The 25,509-nt window shown below is 73.1% G+C and carries 25 protein-coding genes; 6 read left to right on the top strand and 19 right to left on the bottom strand.

Annotated features, from left to right (window positions below):
* Positions 1–35: 35 nt before the first annotated feature.
* The 12 genes from smc to A6R01_RS05975 all read right to left on the bottom strand — a co-directional run bounded on the left by smc (position 36) and on the right by A6R01_RS05975 (position 14,444).
* On the bottom strand, positions 36–3,617 hold the full coding sequence (smc, locus tag A6R01_RS06030; protein ID WP_292604514.1) for a chromosome segregation protein SMC: 3,582 nt from the start codon (positions 3,615–3,617) through the stop codon (positions 36–38).
* A gap of 85 nt (positions 3,618–3,702) precedes the next feature.
* Entirely contained in the window at positions 3,703–4,995 is a 1,293-nt protein-coding gene (locus A6R01_RS06025; RefSeq protein WP_292604512.1) for an MFS transporter, read from the bottom strand.
* A 142-nt stretch (positions 4,996–5,137) separates the two neighbouring features.
* Positions 5,138–6,265 (bottom strand): hypothetical protein, encoded by a 1,128-nt coding sequence (locus A6R01_RS06020; RefSeq protein ID WP_292604510.1) that lies wholly within the window; start codon positions 6,263–6,265, stop codon positions 5,138–5,140.
* Positions 6,266–6,336: 71 nt separating this feature from the next.
* Positions 6,337–6,540, bottom strand: a complete 204-nt coding sequence (locus A6R01_RS06015; RefSeq protein ID WP_292604508.1) for a hypothetical protein — start codon at positions 6,538–6,540, stop codon at positions 6,337–6,339.
* Positions 6,541–6,678: 138 nt separating this feature from the next.
* A complete protein-coding gene (gene mutM / locus A6R01_RS06010; RefSeq protein ID WP_292604506.1) occupies positions 6,679–7,548 on the bottom strand; it encodes a bifunctional DNA-formamidopyrimidine glycosylase/DNA-(apurinic or apyrimidinic site) lyase in 870 nt (289 codons plus the stop codon).
* 6 nt (positions 7,549–7,554) lie between these two features.
* Positions 7,555–8,286, bottom strand: a complete 732-nt coding sequence (gene rnc / locus A6R01_RS06005) for a ribonuclease III (RefSeq protein ID WP_292604575.1) — start codon at positions 8,284–8,286, stop codon at positions 7,555–7,557.
* A 26-nt stretch (positions 8,287–8,312) separates the two neighbouring features.
* Positions 8,313–8,498, bottom strand: coding sequence for a 50S ribosomal protein L32 (rpmF, locus tag A6R01_RS06000; RefSeq protein ID WP_179531562.1), 186 nt, complete (start codon positions 8,496–8,498; stop codon positions 8,313–8,315).
* A gap of 86 nt (positions 8,499–8,584) precedes the next feature.
* Positions 8,585–9,115 carry a YceD family protein gene (locus tag A6R01_RS05995; RefSeq protein ID WP_292604504.1) on the bottom strand — a complete coding sequence of 177 codons (531 nt, stop codon included), beginning with the start codon at positions 9,113–9,115 and terminating at the stop codon, positions 8,585–8,587.
* Positions 9,116–9,269: 154 nt separating this feature from the next.
* Positions 9,270–9,779 carry a pantetheine-phosphate adenylyltransferase gene (coaD, locus tag A6R01_RS05990; RefSeq protein ID WP_292604502.1) on the bottom strand — a complete coding sequence of 170 codons (510 nt, stop codon included), beginning with the start codon at positions 9,777–9,779 and terminating at the stop codon, positions 9,270–9,272.
* Between the two features lie 3 nt (positions 9,780–9,782).
* Positions 9,783–10,367 (bottom strand): 16S rRNA (guanine(966)-N(2))-methyltransferase RsmD, encoded by a 585-nt coding sequence (gene rsmD, locus A6R01_RS05985; RefSeq protein ID WP_292604500.1) that lies wholly within the window; start codon positions 10,365–10,367, stop codon positions 9,783–9,785.
* Positions 10,368–10,403: 36 nt separating this feature from the next.
* Entirely contained in the window at positions 10,404–12,623 is a 2,220-nt protein-coding gene (locus A6R01_RS05980; protein ID WP_292604498.1) for an ATP-dependent DNA helicase RecG, read from the bottom strand.
* 78 nt (positions 12,624–12,701) lie between these two features.
* Positions 12,702–14,444 carry a DAK2 domain-containing protein gene (locus tag A6R01_RS05975; RefSeq protein WP_366925092.1) on the bottom strand — a complete coding sequence of 581 codons (1,743 nt, stop codon included), beginning with the start codon at positions 14,442–14,444 and terminating at the stop codon, positions 12,702–12,704.
* A gap of 142 nt (positions 14,445–14,586) precedes the next feature.
* Here A6R01_RS05975 and rpmB point away from each other — a divergent pair, with 142 nt between their 5' ends.
* Positions 14,587–14,772: a 50S ribosomal protein L28 gene (gene rpmB / locus A6R01_RS05970; protein WP_179531565.1), complete on the top strand. Its 186-nt coding sequence runs from the start codon at positions 14,587–14,589 to the stop codon at positions 14,770–14,772.
* A gap of 137 nt (positions 14,773–14,909) precedes the next feature.
* On the opposite strand, the gene A6R01_RS05965 is transcribed toward rpmB, so the two are convergent.
* A complete protein-coding gene (locus A6R01_RS05965) occupies positions 14,910–15,875 on the bottom strand; it encodes a thiamine-phosphate kinase (RefSeq protein ID WP_292604496.1) in 966 nt (321 codons plus the stop codon).
* 146 nt (positions 15,876–16,021) lie between these two features.
* Here A6R01_RS05965 and A6R01_RS05960 point away from each other — a divergent pair, with 146 nt between their 5' ends.
* Genes A6R01_RS05960 through A6R01_RS05950 form a run of 3 tightly spaced genes read left to right on the top strand, consistent with a single transcriptional unit; the run spans position 16,022 to position 17,720 of the window.
* Complete coding sequence (locus A6R01_RS05960; protein WP_028636164.1) at positions 16,022–16,258, top strand: Lrp/AsnC ligand binding domain-containing protein; 237 nt, start codon at positions 16,022–16,024, stop codon at positions 16,256–16,258.
* Entirely contained in the window at positions 16,237–16,734 is a 498-nt protein-coding gene (locus tag A6R01_RS05955) for a DUF3515 family protein (RefSeq protein ID WP_292604494.1), read from the top strand. The genes A6R01_RS05960 and A6R01_RS05955 overlap by 22 nt, the downstream gene beginning before the upstream one ends.
* A 29-nt stretch (positions 16,735–16,763) precedes the next feature.
* Positions 16,764–17,720 carry a D-alanine--D-alanine ligase gene (locus tag A6R01_RS05950; RefSeq protein WP_292604492.1) on the top strand — a complete coding sequence of 319 codons (957 nt, stop codon included), beginning with the start codon at positions 16,764–16,766 and terminating at the stop codon, positions 17,718–17,720.
* Positions 17,721–17,826: 106 nt separating this feature from the next.
* Here A6R01_RS05950 and A6R01_RS05945 read toward each other — a convergent pair whose 3' ends face one another.
* Together A6R01_RS05945 and murF are read right to left on the bottom strand one after the other, a co-directional pair.
* Positions 17,827–18,906, bottom strand: coding sequence for a D-alanine--D-alanine ligase family protein (locus A6R01_RS05945; protein ID WP_292604490.1), 1,080 nt, complete (start codon positions 18,904–18,906; stop codon positions 17,827–17,829).
* 10 nt (positions 18,907–18,916) lie between these two features.
* Entirely contained in the window at positions 18,917–20,293 is a 1,377-nt protein-coding gene (gene murF, locus A6R01_RS05940; RefSeq protein WP_292604488.1) for a UDP-N-acetylmuramoyl-tripeptide--D-alanyl-D-alanine ligase, read from the bottom strand.
* Positions 20,294–20,316: 23 nt separating this feature from the next.
* On the opposite strand from murF, the gene A6R01_RS05935 reads away from it, so the two are divergent.
* On the top strand, positions 20,317–21,390 hold the full coding sequence (locus tag A6R01_RS05935) for an aminotransferase class I/II-fold pyridoxal phosphate-dependent enzyme (protein ID WP_292604486.1): 1,074 nt from the start codon (positions 20,317–20,319) through the stop codon (positions 21,388–21,390).
* A gap of 54 nt (positions 21,391–21,444) precedes the next feature.
* Here the strand turns inward: A6R01_RS05935 and A6R01_RS05930 are convergent, their stop codons facing one another.
* Together A6R01_RS05930 and A6R01_RS05925 are read right to left on the bottom strand one after the other, a co-directional pair.
* Positions 21,445–22,455, bottom strand: coding sequence for an NAD(P)H-dependent glycerol-3-phosphate dehydrogenase (locus A6R01_RS05930; protein WP_292604484.1), 1,011 nt, complete (start codon positions 22,453–22,455; stop codon positions 21,445–21,447).
* The gene (locus A6R01_RS05925; protein WP_292604482.1) at positions 22,452–23,195 is read right to left on the bottom strand and encodes a 1-acyl-sn-glycerol-3-phosphate acyltransferase; all 744 of its coding nucleotides are present in this window, start codon (positions 23,193–23,195) and stop codon (positions 22,452–22,454) included. Before A6R01_RS05925 ends, A6R01_RS05930 begins: the two co-directional genes overlap by 4 nt.
* 112 nt (positions 23,196–23,307) lie before the next feature.
* On the opposite strand from A6R01_RS05925, the gene cofC reads away from it, so the two are divergent.
* Positions 23,308–23,958, top strand: a complete 651-nt coding sequence (gene cofC / locus A6R01_RS05920; RefSeq protein WP_292604480.1) for a 2-phospho-L-lactate guanylyltransferase — start codon at positions 23,308–23,310, stop codon at positions 23,956–23,958.
* Positions 23,959–24,054: 96 nt separating this feature from the next.
* Here the strand turns inward: cofC and A6R01_RS05915 are convergent, their stop codons facing one another.
* Positions 24,055–24,726 carry an HU family DNA-binding protein gene (locus A6R01_RS05915; protein ID WP_292604478.1) on the bottom strand — a complete coding sequence of 224 codons (672 nt, stop codon included), beginning with the start codon at positions 24,724–24,726 and terminating at the stop codon, positions 24,055–24,057.
* Positions 24,727–24,909: 183 nt separating this feature from the next.
* Positions 24,910–25,497, bottom strand: a complete 588-nt coding sequence (gene leuD, locus A6R01_RS05910; RefSeq protein ID WP_292604476.1) for a 3-isopropylmalate dehydratase small subunit — start codon at positions 25,495–25,497, stop codon at positions 24,910–24,912.
* Positions 25,498–25,509 lie beyond the last annotated feature (12 nt).

Here is a 25,509-nt window from a genome sequence, read left to right as displayed (position 1 = left end):
TCGTGCTCGTGGGTGGTCCGGGCTGGTCGGCCCGGTCAGGCCGGCTCGGTGTCGCGCAGGCGCTGGCTGATGACCGCGGAGACCCCGTCGCCGCGCATCGTGACGCCGTAGAGGGCGTCGCCGACCTCCATGGTGCGCTTCTGGTGGGTGATGACGAGCAGCTGGGAGTTCTCGCGCAGCTCCTCGTAGATCTCCAGCAGACGCCCGAGGTTGGTGTCGTCGAGCGCCGCCTCCACCTCGTCGAGGATGTAGAACGGACTGGGACGGGCCTTGAAGAGCGCGACGAGGAACGCCACGGCGACCAGGGACCGCTCGCCGCCGGAGAGCAGCGAGAGCCGCTTGACCTTCTTGCCGGGAGGACGCGCCTCGACCTCGACGCCCGTGGTGAGCATGTCGGAGGGGTCGGTGAGGACCAGGCGCCCCTCACCGCCCGGGAAGAGCCGGGCGAAGGTGGCGTCGAAGGCCTTCTCGACGTCGGCGTAGGCCTCGCGGAAGACCTGCTCGACGCGGTCGTCGACGTCCTTGACGATCTCGAGGAGGTCCTTGCGGGTGCGCCGCAGGTCGTCGAGCTGCTCGGAGAGGAACTGGTGGCGCTCCTCGAGCGCGGAGAACTCCTCGAGCGCCAACGGGTTGACCTTGCCGAGCATCGAGAGGGCACGCTCGGCGGCCTTGAGCCGCTTGACCTGCTCGTCACGGACGAAGGGGACCGCCTCTGGGGCCGCGTCGTCCTCCCCCTCACCCTCGGTGGTGGCGCCGTCCTGATCGCCCTGCACCGGCACCAGCTGGTCGGGTCCGTAGTCGGCGACCAGTGCGTCGGGCTCGAGGCCCAGCTCCTCCAGGGTGCGGTTCTCCAGCTGCTCGATGCGCATCCGCTGCTGGGTGCGGGCGACCTCGTCGCGGTGCACCGAGGAGACGAGCTCCTCGTGCTCCTTGGCCAGGTCCCGCAGCTGGCCGCGCACGGTCCGCAGCTGCTCCTCGCGGCCTCGCCGGGCCTCCTCGACCTCGGCGCGGGCGTCGGCCGCCTGCTGGATCGAGGTCTCCAGGCGATGCAGCACGAAGCCGACCGCCGCGGAGACCGCCTCGGCGGCACGCCCCTCCCGCAGGACCCGCTCCCGGCGGGCCGCGGCCTGGGCGCGCTGCTCGCGCTCCTTCGCGGCGCTGCGGCGCAGCCCGTCGGCGCGACCGTGCAGCGCCCTGGCCCGCTCCTCGGACGTGCGCAGCGCCAGCCGGGCGTCCATCTCGGCCTGCCGGGCGTCGCGGGCACGCTCCGCGAGCTCCTCGCGTACGCCGGGGTCCGGCTCCTCCTCGGGGGTCTCCTCGGCCGCGGCCAACCGCTCCTCGAGCTCCGCGAGCCCGGCGACCGCCTGGACCCGTGCCTCTTCGGCCTTCGCGATGGCCTGCTCGAGCCGCTCGGCCTCGCCCCGCGCGGCCCGGGCCTGGGACCCGTGCTGCCCGAGCTCCTCGGCGACGGCGGCGAGGGTGGCGTCGGACTCGTGCAGGCGCGCCAGCGCCACGTCCACGCGCTTGGTCGCCTCGTGCCGCTCGGCCTCCAGCCGGCTGGTCTCGAAAGCGGCCCGCTCCCCGGTGGCGACCGCCTCGGCGAGAGCCGCCTCGGCCTCCTCGACGGCCGCCTGGATCTCCAGCAGGCTCTGCTGCTGACCGGACCCGCCGGCGGCGTACCGCGCGCCGAGCACGTCGCCGGTCGCAGTGACGGCGGTGAGCGACGGCTCGGCCTCGACCAGGGACCGGGCGGCCGCGAGGTCCGCGACCAGCGCGACACGGTCCAGGAGGGTCGCGAGGCCCGCACGCAGCTCACCGGGGCAGTCGATGACGTCGAGGGCCCAGGTCGCCCCCTCGGGCAGGGCCGGCCGCTCCACCGTGCCGGGCGGGGTCGGGCCGTCGGCCAGCAGCAGGGCGGCCCGACCGAGCTCGTGGCCCTCGAGGTGGCCCAGCGCCGCGAGCGCGGCGGCGACGTCGCGCACGGCGACCGCGTCGGCGGCCGCGCCCAGTGCAGCGGCCACCGCGGCCTCGTGCCCGTGCTGGACGGTGAGCAGGGCGACCAGCGAGCCGAGGATCCCGTCGACCTCGTCGGCGGCGGCGAGCAGTGCCCCGGCACCGTCCTTGCGGGTCAGGCCCAGCTCCAGGGCGTCCTTGCGGGCGGTGAGGCTGTGCCGGTCGCGGTCGGCCTGCTGGGCCCGGTCGCGGACCTCGGCCAGCCGCTCCTCGACCTCGTCGAGGGCGGCGGCGGCCTGCTCGTGCTCGGCGTCGAGACCCTCCTCGCCGGCGTCGAGGCCGGCGACCTTCGTCTCCAGGGTGGTGAAGGCAAGCTGTGCCTTCTCGGCGCGGGCGAGGGCGTCCTCGCGCGCCTGACGCAGCCGCTCGACCTCCTCGTCAGCGCCGGCCGCGCGCGACTTCAGCGCGTTGACCTGTCCGTGCAGCCGGGCCAGGCCCTCGCGCCGGTCGGCGGCGGCGCGCTGCAGGCCGGAGATGCGGCGCTCCTCCTCGGCCGCTGAGTCCTCGGCCGCCTTGCGGGCGGTGACCGCGGCGTCGAGGGCGGCGCGGTGGGCGTCGACCTCGGCGGCGATCTGCTGCTCCTGCTCGGCGACCCGGTCGGCCTCGGCCTCCAGTGCCTCGGGGTCGCGACCGCTGGCCGTCTCGACGACGTTGCTCCCAGCGGCGTTGCGGATGCGCTCGGCGGCCAGCGACTGGGTGCCGCGCAGACGCTCGCGCAGGCCGGAGAGGGAGTACCAGGTGTCCTGGGCCGCCGACAGCGCCGGCAGGTCCTCACGCAGCGCCGCCTCCAGGGCGGCCTCGCTCTCCCGGGCCGCGGCGATGGCAGCCTCGACCTCCTCCCGGCGGGCCAAGAGGACCGACTCGTCGGCCATCTCCTGCTCCAGCGCGAGTCGCGCAGTGACCAGGTCGTCGGCGAGCAGGCGGGCCCGGGCGTCGCGCACGTCGGCCTGGACCGTCGCGGCGCGCCGGGCCACCTCGGCCTGGCGGCCCAGCGGCTTGAGCTGGCGGCGGATCTCGGTGAGCAGGTCGTTCAGACGCGTGAGGTTGCCCTCGCACGCGTCGAGCTTGCGCAGCGCCTTCTCCTTGCGCTTGCGGTGCTTGAGGACGCCCGCGGCCTCCTCGATGAAGCCGCGGCGGTCCTCCGGCGTGGCGTGCAGGATCGTGTCGAGCTGCCCCTGCCCGACGATGACGTGCATCTCGCGCCCGATGCCGGAGTCACTGAGCAGCTCCTGCACGTCCAGCAACCGGCAAGGTTGGGAGTTGATGGCGTACTCCGAGCCGCCGGAGCGGAACATCGTGCGACTGATCGTCACCTCGGCGTACTCGATGGGCAGCGCGCCATCGGTGTTGTCGATGGTGAGCAGGACCTCGGCCCGGCCCAGGGGCGGGCGGCCGGAGGTGCCGGCGAAGATGACGTCGTCCATCTTGCCGCCGCGCAGGCTCTTGGCGCTCGCCTCGCCCATCACCCAGGCCAGGGCGTCGACGACGTTGGACTTGCCCGAGCCGTTGGGCCCGACGATGCAGGTGATGCCCGGCTCGAGCTGCAGCGTCGTGGAGGACGCGAAGGACTTGAACCCCTTGAGGGTCAGGCTCTTCAGGTACAACGCGGGACCTTCCCCGTGGACTGGCTGGTGGGTGGGTGGGCGGCTGCTGGTCGGGCGCCGGACCCTCAGGGGGCGCTCGGCGCGCTCACCCTACTCCCGCCGGGGCCTGGTCCTGGGGCTGCTCGTCGGCGTGGGCGATGTGGGAGAGCTGGCCCCACAGCAGCACCAGGAAGACCGCGGACCCGCCGAAGGCGAACCAGAACGGTGCGGTGACGCCGTACGTCTGCGCCAGCGCACCCCCCAGCAGGCCGCCGAGGACCAGGCCACCGAAGCAGCCGACGAGGTTGACGCTGGACACCCGGCCCTGCAGGCGCGTGGGCACCGCCCGCTGCTGGACGGTGATCGAGGTGGTGCCCCAGATGAAGGCGTGCGCCCCGAAGACGAAGAAGATCGCCAGGGCCACCGCGGGCTCGGTGGTCAGCGCCAGCCCCAGGTGCGTGAGGGTCTCCACGACCAGGCCGATGCGCATCAGGTCGCCGAGGCTCACGCGCCGGGTGATCCAGCCGTACGACGCCGTGCCGATCAGCCCGCCCACGGCTCCCACGGTGGTGATCAGCCCGAACCCGACCGCGTGCAGGCCCAGCCGCTCGGTGGCGTAGAGGACGAGCACCGACCAGGCGGCACCGAAGGTGAGGTTGAAGATCATCAGGGTCAGCACCAGGGTGCGGACCGCGGCGTGGTGGGCGACCCACCGGAAGCCCTCGACCACCTCGTGGAGGACGCGCGTGCCCGCAGCCTCGTCGCGGCCGTGGGCCGGCAGCCGGACCCGCGCGATCGTGGCGACCGCGGCGAGGAGCAGCACACCCTGCGCGACGAAGGGCAGCGTGGTGCCGGCCGCGAACAGCGCGGCCCCCAGGGGCGGACCGGCCAGCTGGTTGACGGTGATGAAGCCGGTCTGTATGCGCGCGTTGCCGACCGCGAGGTCGTCGCGGTGCACCAGCATCGGGAGCAACGTCCCGGAGGCGTTGTCGGCGAAGGTCTCCGCCGTCCCGAGGAGGAACAGCGCCACCAGCACCACGCCGATCGACACGGTGCCCGTGACGATGCTCGCGACCAGCAGCCCGAGGACCGCGACCCGGACCACGTCGACACCGATGACCAGCAACCGCCGGTCGAGCCGGTCGGTGACCACGCCCGCGGGCAGCGCGAAGAGCAGCTTGGGCAGCCACTGCAGGGTCGCCGCCAGCGCGATCAGGAACGGCGAGTCGGTCTGCTGGGCCACCAGCAGCGGGCCCGCCGCGATGGCCAGCCCGTCACCGAGGTTGCCGGTCCACACCGAGGACAGCAGCCACCGGAAGTCGGTGCCCAGCCGGGCCGGAGCAGCGATCTCGCCGACCCGGCCCGCTGCTCGACGTACGACGCCCGGGGTGGTCCTCACGAGGTCGGGAGGCTAGTCCGCGCGACTCCGTGGCGCCTCCGAGTTTCTCGGTGGGTCATGGGCCACGCCTGGCTGCACATCGACCCATCCCGCGTCGAGCCGGCGTATTGATACGCCGGGTCGGCGGGTCTCACGGACATGCTCAGGCGGGGGTCGGACGGCGCCGCAGGCGACCGACGCCGAGCACCATCACCACGGCCGCACCGACCAGTGCCAGTGGCGTGGCGCTGCCACCCAATCGCTGCGGCACCGCGACCGAGGAGGCCAGCCGCATCGACGAGCCGGCACCGTGGCCGGTGACGTCCACGGCGTACACGTCGAGACCACGCAGCAGGTCGATGGCGTAGACGATGCTGGTGCGGCGCTGGGTCTGCTTGCCGTTCTTGTAGACCGGGACCCACATGGCGTCCCAGACCTCCGAGGCACCCCACACCGCGCTGGCGTGGGAGGTGGTCTCGCGCGGGTCGCTGACGTCGAGGATCTGGGTGCCGCCGCCGTAGAAGCCCACGGCCACGAGGCCGCCGGGGCGGTAGTCGAACCAGTGGCTGGAGCAGAACGCACCGACGGGCAGCGGGTAGGTGCCGAGGTCGGAGAGCTCGACCTTGTCCAGCGGCACGATGCTCCCCGGCTTGCCGTTCAGCCGCTTGACCCACCAGGTCTGGAAGAAACCGGCCAGGCTGCAGTCGGTCTGCTCGTAGTCCTCTTCGGTGACGAGCAGGACGTTGCCGCGCTTGAGTGAGGGTTTGCGGTTCGGCTTGAAGCGCTTGGCGTGGGGGCGGAAGGAGTTGTGCAGGATGAAGTCGTTCCACCCCTCGAGGGCAGGGTCCTCACCGGCGCCGGCTGCCCCGGTGGTGCCGAGCAGGCGCGGGCGGCCCGGCTTCCTCGTCGACCACATCGACGCGCCGTCGAAGCCGGTGTGGGTGCCGACGCCCGCGGCGTCGAAGTTCCACTTGTGCCCCGCCGTGGGCGAGGGGAACGCCTGCAGGCCCTCGGTACGTCGATCCCCGTCCAGCTCGACGGGGGCGTCGAGGTCGCGCAGGTCGAAGACGGAGAAGGTGCCACTGCCGGAGTTTCCGGCGGAGCAGGCGTAGCGGCACCGAGCACCGTCGACGCAGGCGACGGCGTGGGTGCTGGTGAGTCCCTCCGCACGGGCCGTGATCGCAGGGTCGGTCGGGTCGGTGACGTCGACGACGATCAGCTCGCCGCCCCCGACGTTGACGTGCTGGGGGTCGGTCGGGGCCGCAGCGACCAGGTCGACACCGATGAGCACGAAGCGGCGTACGCCGTCGCGGGTGCGGCGCCGTGCGTGGCGTCGCGGTCACGCCCCGAGGGGCGCGGCGTTCAGGCGGGCTGCATCTCCTGGCGAGGCTCCAGCGGGGCGATCAGGTCGGCGGCCTGGGCGGCCACGAGCCGGTCGTTCTCGGCGGAGAGCTTCGTCACGAGGGCCTCGAGCTCGCTGACGCGGTTGCGCAGTCGCGCGTTGTCCGCGGCGAGACGGGGATCCCGCAGGTCGCTGTTCAGGTAGCCGATCAGCGCCTTGGCCATGAGGAGGACCTTCCGGAGGAGGTGGGAGGGGACGACCCGTGATCCGGGCCGTCTATCAGAATCGCACTGGACAGGCGTCCGGTCAAACCCGCGCAGCACGCGGCTGGACCGGTGTGCTAGTGCTCAGCCCCGACCCTCTCAACGAGGGGAACGCCGGGTGGCCCGAGGCACCGGCTGGCAGCCCGGGCAGAAGTACGACGATCGGTTCATGAACGCCACGCGCCGTACTGCCCGCCCGCACCGGTCGCAGGGCTCCCCCTCGCGGCCGTAGGCGTGCAACGAGCGGTCGAAGTAGCCCGACTCCCCGTTGACGTTGACGTAGAGCGCGTCGAAGGACGTGCCGCCCTGGGCCAGCGCGTCGAGCATCACGTCGCGCGCGTGGCCGAGCAGCTCGACGACCTGGGCCCGGGTGAGGCGGTCGCCGGGCCGCTCCCCGTGGATGCGCGCCCGCCACAGCGCCTCGTCGGCGTAGATGTTGCCGATGCCCGAGACGAGGTCCTGGTCGAGCAGCTGCCGCTTGATCGCAGAGCCGCGACGACGCACCCGGGCCACCACATCGTCGAGGTCGAAGAGCGGGTCGAGCGGGTCCCGGCCGATGTGGGCGATCTCGGGGGGCAGCACCGCTCCCCCCGTCGAGACCATCAGCCCGCCGAACATCCGCTGGTCCACGAAGTGCAGGTGCCGACCCTCGGCGGCGCCGTCGAGGCGCAGACGCACGCGCAGGTGCTTCTCGGGCTCGGCGTCGGCCGGCTGGACCAGCATCTGGCCGCTCATCCCGAGGTGGCACAGCAGCGCGTCGCCGTCGTCGAGGGGCAGCCAGAGGTACTTGCCGCGGCGGCTGGCGCCGGTGATCGTCCGGCCGGCCAGCGCGAGCGCGAAGCCCTCGGGACCGCGCGGGTCCCGGCGTACGGGGCGTTCGTGGAGGACGTCGACGGCGACGACGCGGGCGCCGACCACGTGGCGCTCGAGGCCGGCGCGGACGACCTCGACCTCGGGGAGCTCGGGCACCGCGGCTCAGTCGCTGCCGGCGGCGCTCGCGGTGTCGCCGGAGGTGGTGCCGAGCTGGCCGACGATCTCGCCGTACGCGGTCTCGGCGGCAGCCTGCTCGGCCTCCTTCTTCGACCGGCCGCTGCCGTTGCCGTAGAGCTGCTCGCCGACGCGGACCTTGGCGGTGAAGGTCTTCATGTGGTCGGGCCCGGAGTCCTCGATGACGTACTCCGGGACGCCGAGACCGTGCTCGGCGGAGAGCTCCTGCAGGGAGGTCTTCCAGTCCAGCCCGGCGCCCATGGCCGAGGCGGCCTCGATGAGGGGGTCGAAGAGCCGGTGGACCACCTCGGCGGAGGTCTGCATGCCTCCGCCGGAGAGGTGCACCGCCCCGATGACCGCCTCGACGGTGTCGGAGAGGATCGAGGCCTTGTTGCGCCCGCCCGTGGCCTCCTCGCCGCGGCCGAGCTTGACGTGCTCACCCAGCCCGATGCTGCGGCCGACCTCGGCGAGAGCGCGCGCGTTGACCACCGCGGCCCGCAGCTTGGCCAGCCGTCCCTCGGAGAGGTCGGGGTGGGTGCGGTAGAGCGTCTCGGTCACGACGACGCCGAGCACCGAGTCACCCAGGAACTCCAGGCGCTCGTTGGTCGGCAGGCCGCCGTTCTCGTAGGCGTAGGACCGATGCGTGAGGGCGCGCTCGAGCAGCTCGGGGTCCAGCTCCGGGTCCCCGAGCGCCGAGCGCAGCCCGCTGTAGTCGTCGATGGTGCCGGTCAGGGCAGCAGGGCCGCTCAGAGGACCTGACGACGGTCGGACCGGGCGCCGTACTGGCCGCACTCGCCGCACGCGCGGTGCGGGAGGTGCTTGGCACCACACGCGGGGTTCGCGCAGGTCACCAGGGTCGGGGCGCTGGTCTTCCAGGCCGAACGACGGTGCCGGGTGTTGCTGCGCGACATCTTCCGCTTCGGGACAGCCACTGTTCTCTCCTTGTACCGGGGCCGGGAGGTCCGGCCCAGCTCTGCTTGTCGGGCTCTGCTGGCCGACCCTGCGCTGGCGGGGCCGACTACTGCTGGTCTGGGTCCTGCTGGTCCTGCTGGAGGCCCGCGAGACCGGCCCACCGGGGGTCGATCGGTGCCTCGTGCGCGTGGTCCGGGTCCTCGGCCAGTCGCGCCCCGCACTCGGGGCACAGACCGGGGCAGTCCGGCTCACACATGGGCTGGAACGGCAGCTCCAGCACCACCGCGTCCCTCAGCTGCGGCTCCAGGTCGACCAGGTCGTCCTGCAGCCTGCTGACCTCGTCGTCCTCGTCGTGGGAGGTCTGGTGCTCGGCGTAGACGTACAGCTCCTGGAACCGCACCTCGACGTCGTCGTCGATGGGCTCCAGGCACCGTGCGCACTCACCCTCGAGCGCGGCTCGCGCCGTGCCCGTCACCAGCACTCCCTCCATGACCGCCTCGAGCCGCAGGTCCATCTCGACCGGCGAGCCCTCGGGGACACGGAGGACGTCGATGCCCAGATCCGCTGGGGCCGGCACCGTCCGTGACACCTCACGCTGGGACCCCGGGCGGCGGCCGAGCTCGCGGGTGTCGAGCACGAGCGGCGCTCTCGGGTCCAGGCTGGTCAGGTGATCACTTCCGGGTCCGGGCACAACAGATCGCGTAGAAGCGTAACCGTCGTGCGGGTGGGCGACAAAACGACGTCGGGGCAGGTCAGCGGTGGAGCTGGCTCCCCCGGGGACCGTGGTGCGGTCAGCCCCGCGCGGCGTTGCGTGCGGCGTTCTCGGCGATCCTCTCAGCCAGACGCTCGTGGACGAAGTCGGGGACCAGGGTCGACACGTCGCCGCCGTAGGTCGCCACCTCCTTGACCAGGCTGCTGGCCAGGAAGGACCACTCGGGGCTCGTGGGGACGAACACGGTCTCGACGTCGGTGAGCGAGGCGTTCATCTGCGCCATCTGCAGCTCGTAGTCGAAGTCGCTGACCGCCCGCAGGCCCTTCACGATGGCCTGGATGTCGTGCTCGACGCAGAAGTCGGTGAGCAGCCCGGTGAAGCCCTCCACCCGGACGTTGGCCCACGGCGCGCAGGCCCGGCGCAGCATGTCCATCCGCTCGTCGGAGGAGAACAGTCGGCTGCTCGACTTGGACTTGTTGACACCGACCGCGACGACGACCTCGTCGAAGAGGGAGGCGGCCCGCCCCACGATGTCGAGGTGTCCGTTGGTGACCGGGTCGAAGGACCCCGGGCAGACGGCTCGGCGCACGCGCTACTCCTCCGGCTGGGCTGACGGGCCGGGCCACTCGGCCGACCACAGGGTCGTCTCACCGTACTTGCGGCGGCGCTGCCCGGTGAACCCGACCGGCCACGCGGGCTCGGGACTGCGCCGGCCGCGCTCCACCACGACCAGGGCGTCCGGTGCCAGCCACCGGTGCTCGACGAGGGCGGCCAGGTCGGCCTCGATTTCGTCGTCGTCCAGGGGGTACGGCGGGTCGGCCAGCACGAGGTCGTAGGGCTGCTCAGGGGCGGCCGAGAGCACCGTGCGGACCGCCCCGGTCACCACCCGGGCGCCGCTCAGGCCCAGGGTCCGGGCGTTCGTGGAGATCACCGCGGCCGTGCGTCGGTCCTTCTCGACCAGCAGCGCGTGGGACGCGCCGCGGCTGCACGCCTCCAAGCCGAGCGCCCCGGAGCCGGCGTACAGGTCGAGGACGCGGAGCCCGGAGAGGGTGCCGCACCAGGACTCCACCGCGGAGAAGAGCGCCTCGCGGACCCGGTCGCTCGTCGGCCTGGTGGCGTCCCCCTTCGGCGTCTCGAGGCGTCGTCCTCCCGCACTGCCGCCGATGATCCGCGTCATGGTCCACACCCTAGGGGCGCAGCCGCCGGGTCCCGATCAGGAGCGGGTGGCGAACTCCGCGCGCACCGACTCCTCGAGGTCGAGCACGAGGTCACGGACCAACGGCAGCGAGTCGAGGTCGGGGTCCTCGTCCAGGATCCGTGAGGAGACCTCGCGGGCGTGCAGGATCGTCTTCTCGTCGCGCAGGACCCGCAGGTCGCGCAGGCTGGAGGTGAAGCCGGACTGGGAGGCGCCGAGCACGTCGCCCTCGCGCCGCTGCTCGAGGTCGACGCGACTGAGCTCGAAGCCGTCGGTGGTCGAGGCGACCGCGTCGAGCCGCTCCCGAGCGGGACTGCCGACCTCGGCGTGGCTCACGAGCAGGCAGAGGCCGGGCAGGCCGCCTCGGCCGACCCGGCCGCGGAGCTGGTGGAGCTGGGAGACACCGAACCGGTCGGCGTCGAGCAGCACCATGGTCGTGGCGTTGGCGACGTCGACGCCGACCTCGATGACGGTGGTGGAGACCAGCACGTCGAGCTCACCGGCGGCGAAGGCGCGCATGGTGCGATCCTTCTCCTCCGCCGGCAGCCCCCCGTGCAGGAGCCCGACGCGCAGCCCGGCGAGCGGGCCCTCGGCCAGCTCGGCGGCGACCTCCTCGACAGCGGCCAGCGGACGCTGCGGCCGCGTCTCCCCCTCGACGGCGGGGGCGTCGCCCTCCCCCTGCTCGGTGACGTCGCCGGAGATGCGCGGGCAGACGACGTAGACCTGATGGCCCTTCTCCACCTCCTCGCGGGCGCGCTGCCAGACCCGCTCGATCCAGTGCGGGGCGTCCGCGAGCGGGACCACGGTCGTCTGGATGGGTGCGCGGCCGGCCGGGAGCTCGGAGAGCGTGGAGGTCTCCAGGTCGCCGAAGACGGTCATCGCGACCGTGCGCGGGATCGGCGTCGCGGTCATCACCAGGACGTGCGGCGGGGTGCCCGCCTTGTCCGTCAGCGCCGCCCGCTGCTCGACGCCGAAGCGGTGCTGCTCGTCGACCACGACCAGGCCGAGGTCGGCGAACTGGACGACGTCCTCGAGCAGGGCGTGGGTGCCGACGACCAGGCCCGCCTCGCCGGAGGCGAGCCGCAGCAGCGGCTCGGTGCGCTGCGCCCTGGTCATCGACCCGGTCAGCAGCTCCAGGGTGGTCGCCTCCGGGTGCCCGCCGAGCATCCCACCGCCCGCGAGGTCGCCGAGCATGGCGCTGAGCGAGCGGTGGTGCTGCTGGGCAAGGACCTCGGTGGGCGCCAGGAGCGCGGCCTGGCCACCGGAGTCGACCACGCGCAGCATCGCGCGCAGCGCCACGAGCGTCTTGCCCGAGCCGACCTCGCCCTGGAGCAGCCGGTTCATCGGGTGCGGGCGGGCCAGGTCGGCCTCGATCTCCGCGCCCACCTGCTGCTGACCGCCGGTCAGCTCGAAGGGCAGCCGCTCGTCGAAGGCCGCCAGCAGTCCCCCGCCCCCGGTGCGCGGTCGGGCGCCCTGCGCGTGCAGCGCCCGGCGACGGCGCGCGAGCACCAGCTGGGTGGTCAGCGCCTCCTCGAAGCGGAACCGCTGCAGGGCCCGGGTGACCTGGCCGCGGTCCTCGGGGTGGTGCACCCACTCGAGCGCCTGCCGCACGTCGAGCAGTCCCTCGCGCTCGCGCAGCCCGCCGGGGAGCAGCTCGGGGAGGTCGTCGACGACGGAGAGGGCGAAGGAGATCGCGCGCTGGAGGTCCCAGGACTCGACGTTCGCGGTGAGGGGGTAGATCGGGTAGAGGTCGCCGAGGGTCTCCAGGGCGAGCTGGGCGGCGTCCTCGCCGGGGGTGCCCATGAGCACCATCTGCGGGTTGGTGAGCTGCCAGGTGTCGCGGAACCGCCCGACCTTGCCCTGGAAGATCCCGCGTCGACCCGCGGTGAGGCGTCGCTCGTGCCAGGACGCGATGTGCTCGGACTTGGCGAAGAAGGTCATCGACAGCGGCGGACCGTCGGTCTCGAGGACCGCCTCGACGCGGAACGCGCGACGGTTGGTGCGCCGGTCGGTGTAGGTGCGGCGCCGGCTCTCGCCGACGCGGCCCACCACGACCAGCATCTCCCCCTCGTGCAGGGCGTCGACCTCGGAGAGCTCGCCGGTCTTGACGTACTTGCGGGGGAAGTGGCGCAACAGGTCGCCCACCGTGCGCAGACCGAGGCCCTCGACGACGGCGTCGACGGTCTTCTTCTTGGCATCGCCCAGCACGGTCTGCACCGGCGAGTCCACGGTGATCACGACTGGTCTCCTTGTCCGGGGCTGGGCTGCTGGGTGGGCTACTGGGTGGGCTGCTGGGTGGGCGACTGGCTGGGGCTGCTACTCGACGGCGAGGAGCAGCGGGTAGCGCTCCTGTCCCCCGTCGTAGACCATCACGTCGACGTGCGGACGGTGCTCCTCGACCCAGGCGGCCAGGCGGTGCGCGAGCGCGCCGTCGGGGTCCTCCGCGCCGGAGACGACGGTGACCAGCTCCCCGCCACCGCCGAGCAGCCTGTCGGCCACCTGGGCGGCGACCTCGTCGAGGTCGCTGCCCACCACCGCGAAGTCGCCCTCGACGACGCCGAGCACGTCACCGGGCTCGCAGGGCCCGGCCATCGTCATGGCGGTGCGGGCGGCGATGGTCACGGCGCCGTGGCGGGCGTGCCGGGCGGTGGCGGTCATCTCCACCACGTCGGCGTCGAAGGCCCGGCCCGGCTCGTGCACGGCCAGGGCGGCCAGGCCCTGCACCTGCGCCGAGGTGGGCACGACCACGACCCGCACGCCGAGGTCCTGCTGGGCGGTGTGCGCGGCGACCTGCGCCACGCGCACCGAGTCGGGGTCGTTGGGCAGGACCACGACCTCCTGGGCGCCGCAGCCGGTGATGGCCTCCAACAGCTCGCCGGTGGAGGGGCGGCGACCCGGACCGCCCTCGACCACCACGGCACCCGCCTCGGTGAAGAGCGCGGCCAGGCCGGGGCCGGCGGCGACGGTGACGACGGCCCGGCCCGAGCGCGGCGCCGCGGCGGCCCGCTGCTCGGCCACCTGCTCGGCGAAGTGGGTCACGCGGATGCGGTGCGGGCGGCCGGCCTCGATGCCGGCCTCGATCGCTGCGCCCACGTCGTCGACGTGGACGTGGACGTTCCACAGCGGCTCGTCCCCGACGACCACCAGGCTGTCGCCCAGGCCGGCCAGCGTCTCGCGCAGCGCCGGCACCCGGTCGGCGGGCGCGTCGAGGAGGTACATCACCTCGTACGACGGCCCGTCCTCGCTCAGGTCGCCGCCGGTCTGCTCGGGGTCGGCGCCCGCGCCGGTGGTCCCGGCGGGCAGCACGGGCACCGGGATCTGGTGGCTGCCCAGGCGCGTGCGCACCTGCGGCGGCACCCGGCCGGTGAGGGCGGTCTCGGCGGCGTCGAGGACGACGCTGAAGCCCCGACCTCCCGCGTCGACCACCCCGGCGTCCGCGAGCACCTGCAGCTGCTGAGGCGTCGCGGCCAGCGCCTCGCGGGCGGCCGCGGCCGCTGCGGTGAGCACGTCGCGGGTGCGTGCGGCCGGGTCGACCACGGCCTCGCCGGCGGCCTCGGCCGCTGCCCTGGCCACGGTGAGCATGGTGCCCTCGACGGGCGTGCCGACAGCGGCGTACGCGGCATCGGCGGCCAGCCGCATCCCCTCGGCCATCACCGCGGCGGCACGGTCGTCGGGACCGGCCTCCGCGAGCCGCCGCGCCAGGGCGCGCAGCATCTCGCTGAGGATGACGCCGGAGTTGCCGCGGGCGCCGAGCAGTGCCCCGCGCCCCAGCGCCTCCAGGCCCGGGCCGACCCCGCACTGCGCCGGCCCCCCGGCCTGCGCGACCGCGGTCTCCACGGCGTCGCGGGCGGCGGCGATGGTGAGGTACATGTTGGTGCCGGTGTCACCGTCGGGCACGGGGTAGACGTTGAGCGCGTCGACCTCCTCCCGCGCGGCCTCGAGCGCGCGGGCCGCGACCTCGGTGAACCGCAGCACGCCCTCGAGGCTCACCCCCCGGGGCAGCACCTCGACGCCGTCGGGCATCGTGGGGGTCGGCTGGTCGTGTCGCGGGTCGGGCACGGCCCCGAGGGTAGTGGGCCGCTCCGACGTCGATTCGGCGATCGAGGGGTGTGGCGATACTCTTGTGCGGTTGCCCGGGGCCGCTCACGGCCTCTCGGGCCCTCTCGACTCGTTCCAACACATCGATCCTCAGGAGTTCACGGTGGCTGCCGTCTGCGACATCTGCGCCAAGAAGCCTGGCTTCGGCAACAACCGGCCGTGGTCGCGCAAGATCACGAAGCGCCGCTTCGACCCCAACATCCAGCGCGTGCGTGCCGTGGTCAACGGCACCCCGAAGCGGATGAACGTCTGCACCGGTTGCCTCAAGGCCGGCAAGGTCTCGCGCTGACGCGAGCCGCCCGACCGGTCTGAGGAGCACCCAGACCAACGGAGCATGCAGGGAAGACCGTCACCTGGAGGGGTGGCGGTCTTCTTCTGTTCCGGGCCGGCGGCCCCCGTCGCCCGCCGCCACCTACGGCAGAGGTCTCAGAAGGCCGTCCAGCCGGCCGGCCCGTCGTAGGGGGCGCCGTCCACGGTGACGCCCTCCCCCTCGGTGACCGCGCCGATCACGGTCCAGCCCGCCGGCACGCTCGCGGCGTCGGCGAACGTCGCCAGGAGGGCGTGGTCGTCGCCCCCGCCGAGCACGTAGCGCAGCGGGTCGGACCCGGTCGCCGCGGCCACCGCGTGCAGCGGCTCGGGGACCTCCAGGGTCCCGGTGCGCACGTCGATGCGGACACCGGACGCCCGGGCGAGGTGCCCCGCCTCGGACAGCAGCCCGTCGGAGACGTCGATCATCGAGGTGGCACCGGCCGCGGCGGCCTCCGGCCCGGCGTCGTACGGCGGAGCGGGCCGTCGGTAGGCCTCGACCAGCACCCGGGGCGAGCGGAAGCCGCGGCCGAGCACCGCCAGGCCCCCGGCGGCCCAGCCCTGCCGCCCCGCCAGCGCGAGGACGTCACCGGGCTCCGCGCCGCTGCGGAGGACCGGCGCGACCGTGCACGCACCGAGCACGGTGACCGAGACGACCAGCTGGTCGCCCCGGGTCAGGTCTCCGCCGACCACGCTGGCGCCGACCGCCCGGCACTCCTCGGCGAAGCCCTCGGCGAACTCGGTGGCCCAGGCCACCGGCAGGTCGGCCGGGACCGCCATGCCCACGGTGAGGCTGTGGGCGCGGCCGCCCATCGCGTTGATGTCGGAGAGGTTCTGCGCCGCGGCGCGGTGGCCCACGTCGCGTGCCGGCACCCAGTCGCGCCGGAAGTGGCGGCCCTCGACCAGCATGTCGGTCGAGACGACGACGTGGCCGGTGCGGATCCGCAGCACGGCGGCGTCGTCACCGGGGCCCACGAGCACCTGCTCGCCCTGCTCGAAGGCGGCGGTGAGGGCGTCGATCAGCTCGAACTCGCCGAGCTCCTCGATGGTGGCGTCCTCGGGGCGGGCCTGGGGTGCGTCCGACATGGCCCCATCCCACCACCCGCGGCGCCGTCCGGGGACACCGGCCGCTGTCGTGCCACGGCACTGATGCGGGTAGGTTGCTGCCCGACACATCCGGGTGACGTGTCCGCGGCAGCGTCGCCGCGCAACCGACCCAGAGGGAGACAACGATGGTCGTCCAGGCCTACATCCTGATCCAGACCGATGTCGGCAAGGCCGCCGAGGTCGCCGCTGCCATCGCGCAGGTCAAGGGCGTGACCCTCGCCGAGGACGTCACCGGCCCCTACGACGTCATCGTGCGCGCCGAGGCCCGCAACGTCGACGAGCTGGGCAAGCTGGTCGTCTCGAAGGTGCAGAACCTCGACGGCATCACCCGCACGCTCACGTGCCCCGTCGTCCACATCTGAGCGCTCCCCCGCCGAGCGCCGCGCGCGTCCGACGCCCCGTCTCCCGCCGGAGCCGGGGCGTCGTCGCGTGCGCGGTCGCGCTGCTGGCGTCGATCGTGCTGGCCGGGTGCTCGGGGACGTCGGTCGAGCCGGTCGGGGCCGAGCCGCTGGACGCCGCCGGCCGGGCCGCCTGCGAGGCGTTCCTCGCCGACCTGCCCTCGGCCGCGGACGGTGCCCTGGTGACCTGCGGGGCGCCTGAGCCGGCGACGCTCGAGGCGACGTCGGAGTGCGACGAGGTGCGTGGCGTCGGCTGGTTCATCGACCCCGACGAGCTCTCGGACGCCGAGTCACCCGTGACCGCCACCGCCATCGGCGTACGACCCCGGGTGGCGGTGGTCTTCCCACCCGACGAGCGCGGCCAGCGCTCCCTGGAGGTGCTCTCGGCGCTCGCCGACCCGGTGACCGAGCACCTCGAGCGGGTCAGCCGCTGTCGCTGAGCGTCGGCGGGCTGTGGGACCCTGCTGCCATGAGCACCCACGAGGAGCTGTCCGGTCCGGTCGCCGTCATCGCCGGCGGGCTCAGCCACGAGCGTGACGTCTCGCTGGCCAGCGGCCGCAACCTGGTGCGCGAGCTGCGCCAGCTCGGCGTCGAGGCCGAGGCCTACGACTTCGACCGCAACCTGCTGACCCGCCTGGAGCAGGACAAGGTCGTCGCGGCGGTGCCCGCCCTGCACGGACAGTTCGGCGAGGACGGCGAGATCCAGACGCTGCTCGAGCTCATCGGCCTGCCCTTCGTCGGCTCCGGGAGCCGCGCCTGCCGCGTCGCCTGGGACAAGGCCACCGCCCGCGAGCTGCTGCGCCGCGAGGGCATCCCGGTGCCCGAGAGCGTCGGCCTGTCCGCCCAGACCTTCCGCGACATCGGGGCCAACGCACTGATGGAGCACGTGATGCACCGCCTCGGCGAGCGCGTCGTGGTCAAGCCGACCCGCTGCGGCAGCGCGCTGGGCGTCACCGGCGTCGACGGCATGGGCGCTCTTCCCTCGGCCCTGGTGCGCTCCTACGCCTACTGCGAGGACGCCGTCATCGAGCGCTTCCATGACGGCGTCGACGTCAGCGTCGTGGTCGTCGAGGACGCCGACGGCCCGCGCGCGCTGACCCCGGTGGCGGTCTACTACGAGAAGGGCCACGAGTTCGACTTCTCCGCGCGCTACACCGCCGAGTTCGTCTCCCTGGAGAAGCCGGCGTTCCCTGACGAGGTGATCGAGAAGCTCAGCCGCACCGCCTGTGAGGCGCACCGGGTGCTGGGTCTCTCCGACGTCTCGCGCTGCGACTTCATCGTCTCCCCCGACGGCTCGTTCGTCGTGCTGGAGACCGCCATCACCCCCGGCACCACCGAGACCTCGGTGATGCCGTTCGCCTGCACCCTGTCGGGCACCTCGCTGGGCGAGGTCACCCTCGACCTGGTGCGGCGCGTGCTGGCCTGAGGCGGCTGAGAGGTTCATCGGCCGGCCGATGAACCTTGCCGCAGGACGACGGAGGTCCATCGGCCAGAGGCATGGTCTGTCGGCCGGCCGATGAACCTCGCCGAGCTCAGCGCAGCCCGGTCGGACGCTCCAGCGCGAGCTGGATGAGCTCGTCCACGAGCTCGGTGTAAGGCAGGCCCGAGGCCTCCCACATCTTGGAGTACATCGAGATCGGGGTGAACCCGGGCATCGTGTTGATCTCGTTGAGCAGCACCTCGCCCTGCGGCGTGACGAAGCAGTCCACCCGGGACAGCCCCTCCGCGCCGATCGCCTCGAAGGCCTCCACGGCCAGCTCGCGCACCCGCTCGGCGACCTCCTCGGGCAGGTCGGCCGGGGCGTCGGTGCGGGCATGGGTGGCCGAGAGGTACTTGGACTCGAAGTCGTAGAAGCCGGCCTGGTCGTGGTCGACGACGATCTCGCCGGGGACCGACGCACGCGGGCGCCCACCGGCGCGGCCACCGAGCACCGCGCACTCGATCTCGCGACCCTCGACACCCTCCTCCACGAGCACCTTGGGGTCGTGGACGCGGGCCTCCTCGATCGCCTCGGACAGCCCGGTCAGGTCGTCGACGCGGGTCACGCCGAGCGAGGAGCCGGCGCGAGCGGGCTTCACGAACACCGGGAACCGCAGCTGGGCCTGCACCCGGTCGACCACCGCCGACGGGCTCTGCTCCCACTCCCGCGGCTTCACCACGACGTACGGCGCGACGGGCAGGCCGTGCCCGGCGAAGACGAGCTTCATGTACGCCTTGTCCATCCCGACCGCGGAGGCCAGCACCCCGGCACCGACGTAGGGCAGCCCCGCGAGCTCGAGGAGGCCCTGGATGGTGCCGTCCTCGCCGTACGGGCCGTGCAGCAGCGGGAAGACCACGTCGACCGGCCCCGCCTCGGCCAGGCCCGCGATCTCGCGCCCGCCCTCGGCGGTGACCTCCGGCAACGAGCCGGAGGTCAGCTCGAAGCGGGCCGAGTCGCCGGAGGGCAGCACCCACTCGCCGTCGCGGGTGATGCCGACGGGGAGGACGTCGTACTTCTCGCGGTCGATGGCCTTCATGACCCCGGCCGCTGTCGCCGCGGAGATCGAGTGCTCGCCGGAACGACCCCCGAAGACGAGGGCCACGCGCACCTTGCGGGAGGGGCTGTCGGTCATGGGCCGGACGCTACTTCAGCGTCGCTGCCACCTCGTCGAGGCGCGCGCCACGGGAGGCCTTGAGGAGAACCGCGTCACCTTCGCGGAGGTTCTCGGCCAGCCAGGAGACCGCCGAGGCGTTGTCCGGGAGCCACGTCGAGCGCTCCCCCGCGCCCTCGTGGAGGCCACGCGCGGCCTCGCCCACCACGACCACGTGGTCGACGCCGTGGTCGGCGGCGTAGGCACCGATGCCCCGGTGCTCCTCGTCGTGGGTCTCCCCCAGCTCCTTCATCTCGCCGAGCACCGCGATGGTGCGGTGCACGTCGGCGTCGGCACCGATCGCCGCGAGCGCGTCGATCGCGGCCCGGACCGAGTCGGGATTGGCGTTGTAGGAGTCGTTCAGCACGATCACGCCGCGGTCGAGCTCGCGCAGCTCCATCCGCCACTGGGAGAGCGTCTCGACCTCGCTGAGGGCGGTGGCCGCCTCGCCGAGGGGTACGCCGCAGGCGACCGCGGCCGCTGCAGCAGCCGCCGCGTTGAGCGCCTGGTGGGCCCCCACCAGCCGCAGCGCCACCTCCGCCTGCTCCTCAGCGTGCGCGAGCCGGAACGTGGGCCGGCCCAGTCGATCCAGGGCCAGTCCCTCGACCCGCACGTCGGCGGCCGCGACGTCGCCGAAGGACAGCACCCGCCCGGCGGTGCGTGCCGCCATCGCGGAGACGCGCTCGTCGCCGGCGTTGAGGACCGCCGTGCCGTCCGCGGTCAGGGCCTCGACCAGCTCGCCCTTGGCCTGCGCGATCGCGTCGCGGGAGCCGAACTCCCCCAGGTGCGCCTGACCGACGTTGAGGACCACCGACACGTCCGGTCGGACCAGCCCCGTCAGCTCCGCGATGTGGCCGATGCCGCGGGCACCCATCTCGAGCACCAGGAAGCGGGTCGTCGGCTCCACGCGCAGCGCGGTCAGCGGCATGCCCAGCTCGTTGTTGAACGACCCCCGGGTCGCGACCGTGGCCGCCGACCGGCCCAGCACCGCCGCCAGCAGGTCCTTGGTCGACGTCTTGCCCTGGGACCCCGTCAGTGCCACGACGGTCAGGTCGCCCTCCTCGCGGACCCGGCTGACGACGTACGACGCGAGGCGCTGGAGCGCGGCGCGCACGTCCTCGACGACGACCGTGGGCAGCTCGGTGGGACGCGACCCGAGCACGGCCACCGCACCGGCGGCTGCGGCCTGCGGGACGTGGTCGTGGCCGTCGACGCGCTCGCCGACGAACGCGGCGAACAGTCCTCCCGGGGTGGCCTCGCGGCCGTCGATGACGACGGCGCCGTCCACGACAGGCGCGGTGTCCGGGGTCGTGCCGACGAGCTCCCCGTCGACGATCTCGGCGACCCGGGCCAGGCTGAGGGCGATCACCGGGCCGACCCTAGTGTGTGCGCATGGCCGACGACTCCCTGCGCCCCTCGACCATCGCCGTGACGACGGGTCGACCGCCGCACGACGTGGACCAGCCGCTCAACACCCCGATCACGATGGCCTCGACCTACGTGGCCGGCGGTGAGCGGGAGTACGGCCGCTACGGCAACCCCACCTGGCAGGCCTTCGAGGAGGTCCTCGGCAAGCTCGAGGGCGGCCGCGCCCTGTCGTTCTCCTCCGGGCTCGCGGCGGTCTCGGTCGTGCTGGACCTGGTCGGCCAGGGTGCGCTGGTGCTCGCGCCGGACGCGGCCTACCAGGGCAGCCTGTCGCAGATCGCCGACCTCGAGATGCGCGGACGGCTGCGCTCGAAGCTCGTCGACATCGCCGACACCGACGCGGTGGTCGCCGCGTGCGACGAGGACGTGGCCCTGGTGTGGGTCGAGTCGCCGACCAACCCCAACCTCGACGTCGCCGACATCGAGCGGATCTGCACGGCGGCGCACGAGGCCGGCGCGTACGTCGTCGTCGACAACACCTTCGCCACCCCGCTGCTCCAGCGCCCGCTCGACCTCGGTGCCGACCTGGTGGTCCACTCGGCCACGAAGTACCTCGCCGGCCACTCCGACGCCCTCCTCGGCGCCCTGGTCACCCGCGACGACCAGCTGTTCACCGTGCTCAAGCAGCGTCGCGACCTCCTCGGCGCCGTGCCGGGCACCCTCGAGGCGTGGTTGGCGGTGCGCGGCATGCGCACCCTGCACCTGCGGGTCGAGCGCGCCCAGGCCAACGCCGCCGAGCTGGCCCGCCGTCTCGGGGAGCACCCGGCCGTGCAGCTGGTGCGCTACCCGGGCTTCGGGGCGATCGTGAGCGTCGAGCTGGCCGCGGGCGCGCTGGCCGCGGACCTGCTGCCGCGCAAGACCCGCCTGTGGGTGCACGCCACCAGCCTCGGCGGCGTGGAGTCCACCCTCGAGCGGCGCCGTCGCTGGAAGAGCGAGCCGACCACCGTCTCCGACGCCCTGGTCCGCCTCTCCGTGGGTGTCGAGGACGTCGAGGACCTCTGGGAGGACCTCTCCCGCGCCCTCGACGGCCTCACCGACTGACCCATCTCCCGCCGAACCGGCGCATCCTTCCGGAAGGTCGCTCCGGTTCGGCGCTCAGGCGGTCTCGGGCTTGGTGTCGCGGGCGAGGATCGCGTCCATCATCCCCTGAGCGGTCAGGTTGCCCGCGACGACCTCGTCGACGTACGTCGCGATGGGGGCGTCGACGCCGGACTGCTCGGCCAGCGCGCGCAGCGACGAGCAGGACTTCGCGCCCTCGGCGACCTGGCGGGTGCTGGCGTAGATCTCCTCGGTGGTCATGCCCTGCCCCAGCTTCTCGCCGAAGGTGCGGTTGCGTGAGAGCGGCGAGGAGCAGGTGGCGACCAGGTCACCCAGACCGGCCAGGCCCATGAGGGTCAGCGGGTTGGCCCCGAGCTTCATCGCCAGCCGCGCGGTCTCGGCCAACCCGCGCGTGATGATCGAGGCGGTGGTGTTGTCCCCGAACCCGAGACCCACGGCCATGCCGACGGCCAGGCCGACGACGTTCTTGTAGGCGCCGCCAAGCTCGCAGCCGAGCACGTCGACGGAGGTGTAGGGGCGGAACGCCGGGCTGTGCACCCGCTGCTGCAGCCGCGTGGCGACGTCCTCGTCGACACAGGCCACGACCGCGGCCGCAGGCTCGCGGCGCGCGATCTCCTTGGCCAGGTTGGGTCCGCTGACGACCGCGATGCGCTCGGGACCCGCACCGGTCTCCTGCGCGATGACCTCGCTCATCCGGCTCAGGGTCGAGAGCTCCACGCCCTTCATCAGGGAGACCATCACCGCGTCGGGGTGCACGTGCGGCGCCCAGCTGCGGAGGTTGTCGCGGAAGGACTGCGAGGGCGTGGCCCACACGACCACGTCGGCGCCGTCGAGCGCTGCCTCGACGTCGTGCGTGGCGCGCACGCTCGGCGGCAGCTCGATGCTGGGGAGGTAGTCGGCGTTCTCGCGCCGCTCGTTGATGGCGGTGGCCACCTCCTCGCGACGCGCCCAGATCGTGACGTCGTTGCCGGCGTCGGCCAGCACGATGGAGAACGCGGTGCCCCACGACCCCGCGCCGAAGACCGCGACCTTGCCGAACTCGCTCATGCCGACTTCCTGTCTTTGTAGGGGTCTCCGGAGACACGCATGTCGTACCTCTCCGCGGGTGCCTGCGCCCCACGGATCTCCTCGACCTGCGCGGTGATCGCGGTCAGGATCCGGTCGGTGGCCTGCTTGACCACCTCGGGGGTCAGCTCGCGCTGCCGCAGGTCGTCCAGAGCGACGGGCTCGCCGACCGACATCGTGACCCGCTTGCGCGGGACGAGGTGCGGCTTCTTGGAGTACGGCGGCAGCAGCTGCTGCGCGCCCCACTGACCCACCGGAAGCACCGGCGCCCCCGTCTCCAGCCCGATCCGCGCCGCGCCGGACTTGCCGGTCATCGGCCACATGTCGGGGTCACGCGTGATCGTGCCCTCGGGGTAGACCACGACGCACCCTCCTTGGCGGACGGCCTCGACGGCGGCGGCGTACGCGACGGCACCCTTGCCCTCGCGCTCGACGGGGATCTGGCCGGCCGCGGTGAGGAAACGGCGCAGGAAGGCGTTGCTGAACAGGCCCGACTTCGCGAGGTAGCGCGGCAGCCGGCCGTGGTCGTAGACGATGTGCGCGGCCGTGAGCGGGTCGAGGTGCGAGATGTGGTTGATCGCCAGGACGCACCCGCCGGTGGCGGGGATCCGCTCGCCGTGCCGCCAGTCGTGGACGGTCGTGGCCAGGAGCAGGGGCTTGATGATGCCCACGCCCAGGCTGAAGGCCCACCCTCGTCGTTGCTGCAGCTTCCGCACGGTCACCGGGGCAGGCTACTCGGCTCGTGACCGACGCCACGACAGGCGGGCGGGCGCGTGCCGGACGGGAGTGGGACCACGGAGCAGGACGACGTGCACGCCTGGGAGGATGGGTGCGATGTCCGTCCCCGCCCACCCTCCGACGTACGCCGTCGTGGTGCCCGTGAAGCCGCCGGCACGCGGCAAGTCACGGCTGGTCGGGATCGCCGACGGTGCGCGCGAGGAGCTCGCTGCCGCCTTCGCCCTGGACACGGTGACCGCGTGCCTGGCCGCCGCACACGTCGGCGCGGTCCTGGTCGCCACGGACGATGCCCGCTTCTCCGCGGCCTTGGCGGCGACGGGGGCTCCGTGCATCCCCGACGGCGACTCCTCCGACCTCAACGCGACGTTGCGCCAGACTGCCGCTGAAGCACGCCGACGCTGGCCCTCGATGCGCCCGGTGGCCCTGTGCGCCGACCTGCCGGCGCTCGACCCAGCCGACCTCGACGCAGCGCTGGCTTCCCCCGTCCTCGCCGGTGGGGTCGCGGGGTTCGTCGCCGATGCGGCCGGCATCGGGACCACGTTGTACTCCGCGTCCTGGGAGGCGTTCGCCCCTCGCTACGGCGAGGGCTCGCGGCTCGCCCACCTCGACGCCGGAGCCGTCGAGGTGACCGGCCCGCTCACCACGCTGCGTCGCGACGTCGACGACGTGCCGGACCTCCAGGCCGCAGCTGCGCTCGGCGTCGGCACGCACACGCGTCGGGTGCTGGACGCGCTCGGCCTCTTCTGAGCACACCGGCGATGGCGCCGATCCTCTGCCACGACACGCGATCGGGCCCGTCCGCTGCTGCGGACGGGCCCGATCGGACGTGGGCGAGCCGGAGACTCAGGAGCTCGAGGCCGCCTTCTTGGCCGGAGCCTTCTTGGCCGGAGCCTTCTTCGCAGGGGCCTTCTTCGCAGGGGCCTTCTTCGCGGGGGCCTTCGTGGCGGGCGCCTTCTTCGCGGCCGTCGTGGTCTTCTTCGCCGGAGCCTTCTTGGCAGCCGTCGTGGTCGTGGCCGGAGCCTTCTTCGCAGGCGCCTTCTTCGCCGGCGCCTGCTTGGCGGGCGCCTTCTTGGCGGGAGCGGCCGACTTGACAGGTGCCTTCTTGGCCGAAGCCTTCTTCGCAGGCGCCTTCTTCGCCGGGCCGGCCTTCTTCACCGCGCTGGCTGCCTTGGCCGCCGGTGCCGCAGCGGCGCTGGCGGCCGAGCCGGCCTTGGCCACCGTGAGCTTGGGCAGCTTCTTGGCGCCGGAGATGACGTTCTTCAGGTCCTGGCCCGGGGTGAACTTCGGGACCGCGGTCTTCTTGGCCTTCATGCGCTCGCCGGTGCGCGGGTTGCGCACCCACCGGGCGTCGCGGACCTTCTTCTCGAAGGAGCCGAAGCCGGTGATGGCGACCTTCTCGCCCTTGGCGACCTCACGGGTGATGGTGTCGAGGACGGACTCGAGCGCGTGGGCCGCTGCCTTCTTGTTCCCCTCGAAGCGCGCGGAGAGCGCATCGATGAGCTGGGTCTTGTTCACAGGATTTCCCTTCGTGCAAACCTCGGTGCGCCGAGCACGCGCTCGGACTTCCCATGCACGCTAGGGATTCGTGGCCCGGGTCACAATGACCAACGCCGCGAACTTCGTGTTTTCCTCACGATGATCGCGGCGTCGGTTCGTCAGTGCTTGTGGTCGAGCGGGTGGTGAAGCCGGGTGAAGCCGTTACTGCGTGACGGGCTTGAAGCTCGGACGCGTGGCCTCGAAGGCAGCGATGTCGGCCTCGTTGCCCAGCGTGATGCCGATGTCGTCGAGACCGTTGAGCAGACGCCAGCGGGTGTAGTCGTCGATCTGGAAGGGCGCGACCAGGTCGCCGCAGGTCACGGTCCGGGCCTCGAGGTCCACCGTGATCCGGGTCGTCGGGTCGTCCTCGATCGCGGCCCACAGCTGCTCGATGACGTCCTGCTCGACCGGCACCGACAGCAGGCCGGCCTTGCCGGAGTTGCCGCGGAAGATGTCGGCGAAACGGCTCGAGAGCACGACCTTGAAGCCGTAGTCCATCAGCGCCCACACGGCGTGCTCGCGCGAGGAGCCGGTGCCGAAGTCGGGCCCGGCGACGAGGATCGAGACACCGGCGTACTCAGGCTTGTTGGCCACGAAGTCGGGGTCGTTGCGCCACGCGGCGAACAGCCCGTCCTCGAAGCCGGTGCGGGTCACGCGCTTGAGGTAGACCGCCGGGATGATCTGGTCGGTGTCGACGTTGCTGCGGCGCAGCGGAAGCGCCGTTCCCGTGTGGGAGGTGAACTTCTCCATGGCTCCAGTTCC

The sequence above is a fragment of the Nocardioides sp. REDSEA-S30_B4 genome (assembly GCF_001627265.1).
Taxonomy (GTDB): Bacteria; Actinomycetota; Actinomycetes; order Propionibacteriales; family Nocardioidaceae; genus Nocardioides.
This window is presented reverse-complemented; position numbering and strand designations above follow the sequence as displayed.

Coding starts and splice junctions, on each gene's coding strand:
- A6R01_RS06015 (WP_292604508.1), bottom strand. CDS start 6,540: ATGGCCAAGGCGCTGATCGGCTACCTGAACAGCGACCTGCGGGATCCC.
- rsmD (WP_292604500.1), bottom strand. CDS start 10,367: ATGACGCGGATCATCGGCGGCAGTGCGGGAGGACGACGCCTCGAGACG.
- A6R01_RS05965 (WP_292604496.1), bottom strand. CDS start 15,875: ATGTCGGACGCACCCCAGGCCCGCCCCGAGGACGCCACCATCGAGGAG.
- A6R01_RS05960 (WP_028636164.1), top strand. CDS start 16,022: ATGGTCGTCCAGGCCTACATCCTGATCCAGACCGATGTCGGCAAGGCC.
- A6R01_RS05950 (WP_292604492.1), top strand. CDS start 16,764: ATGAGCACCCACGAGGAGCTGTCCGGTCCGGTCGCCGTCATCGCCGGC.
- A6R01_RS05945 (WP_292604490.1), bottom strand. CDS start 18,906: ATGACCGACAGCCCCTCCCGCAAGGTGCGCGTGGCCCTCGTCTTCGGG.
- A6R01_RS05935 (WP_292604486.1), top strand. CDS start 20,317: ATGGCCGACGACTCCCTGCGCCCCTCGACCATCGCCGTGACGACGGGT.
- A6R01_RS05930 (WP_292604484.1), bottom strand. CDS start 22,455: ATGAGCGAGTTCGGCAAGGTCGCGGTCTTCGGCGCGGGGTCGTGGGGC.
- cofC (WP_292604480.1), top strand. CDS start 23,308: ATGTCCGTCCCCGCCCACCCTCCGACGTACGCCGTCGTGGTGCCCGTG.
- leuD (WP_292604476.1), bottom strand. CDS start 25,497: ATGGAGAAGTTCACCTCCCACACGGGAACGGCGCTTCCGCTGCGCCGC.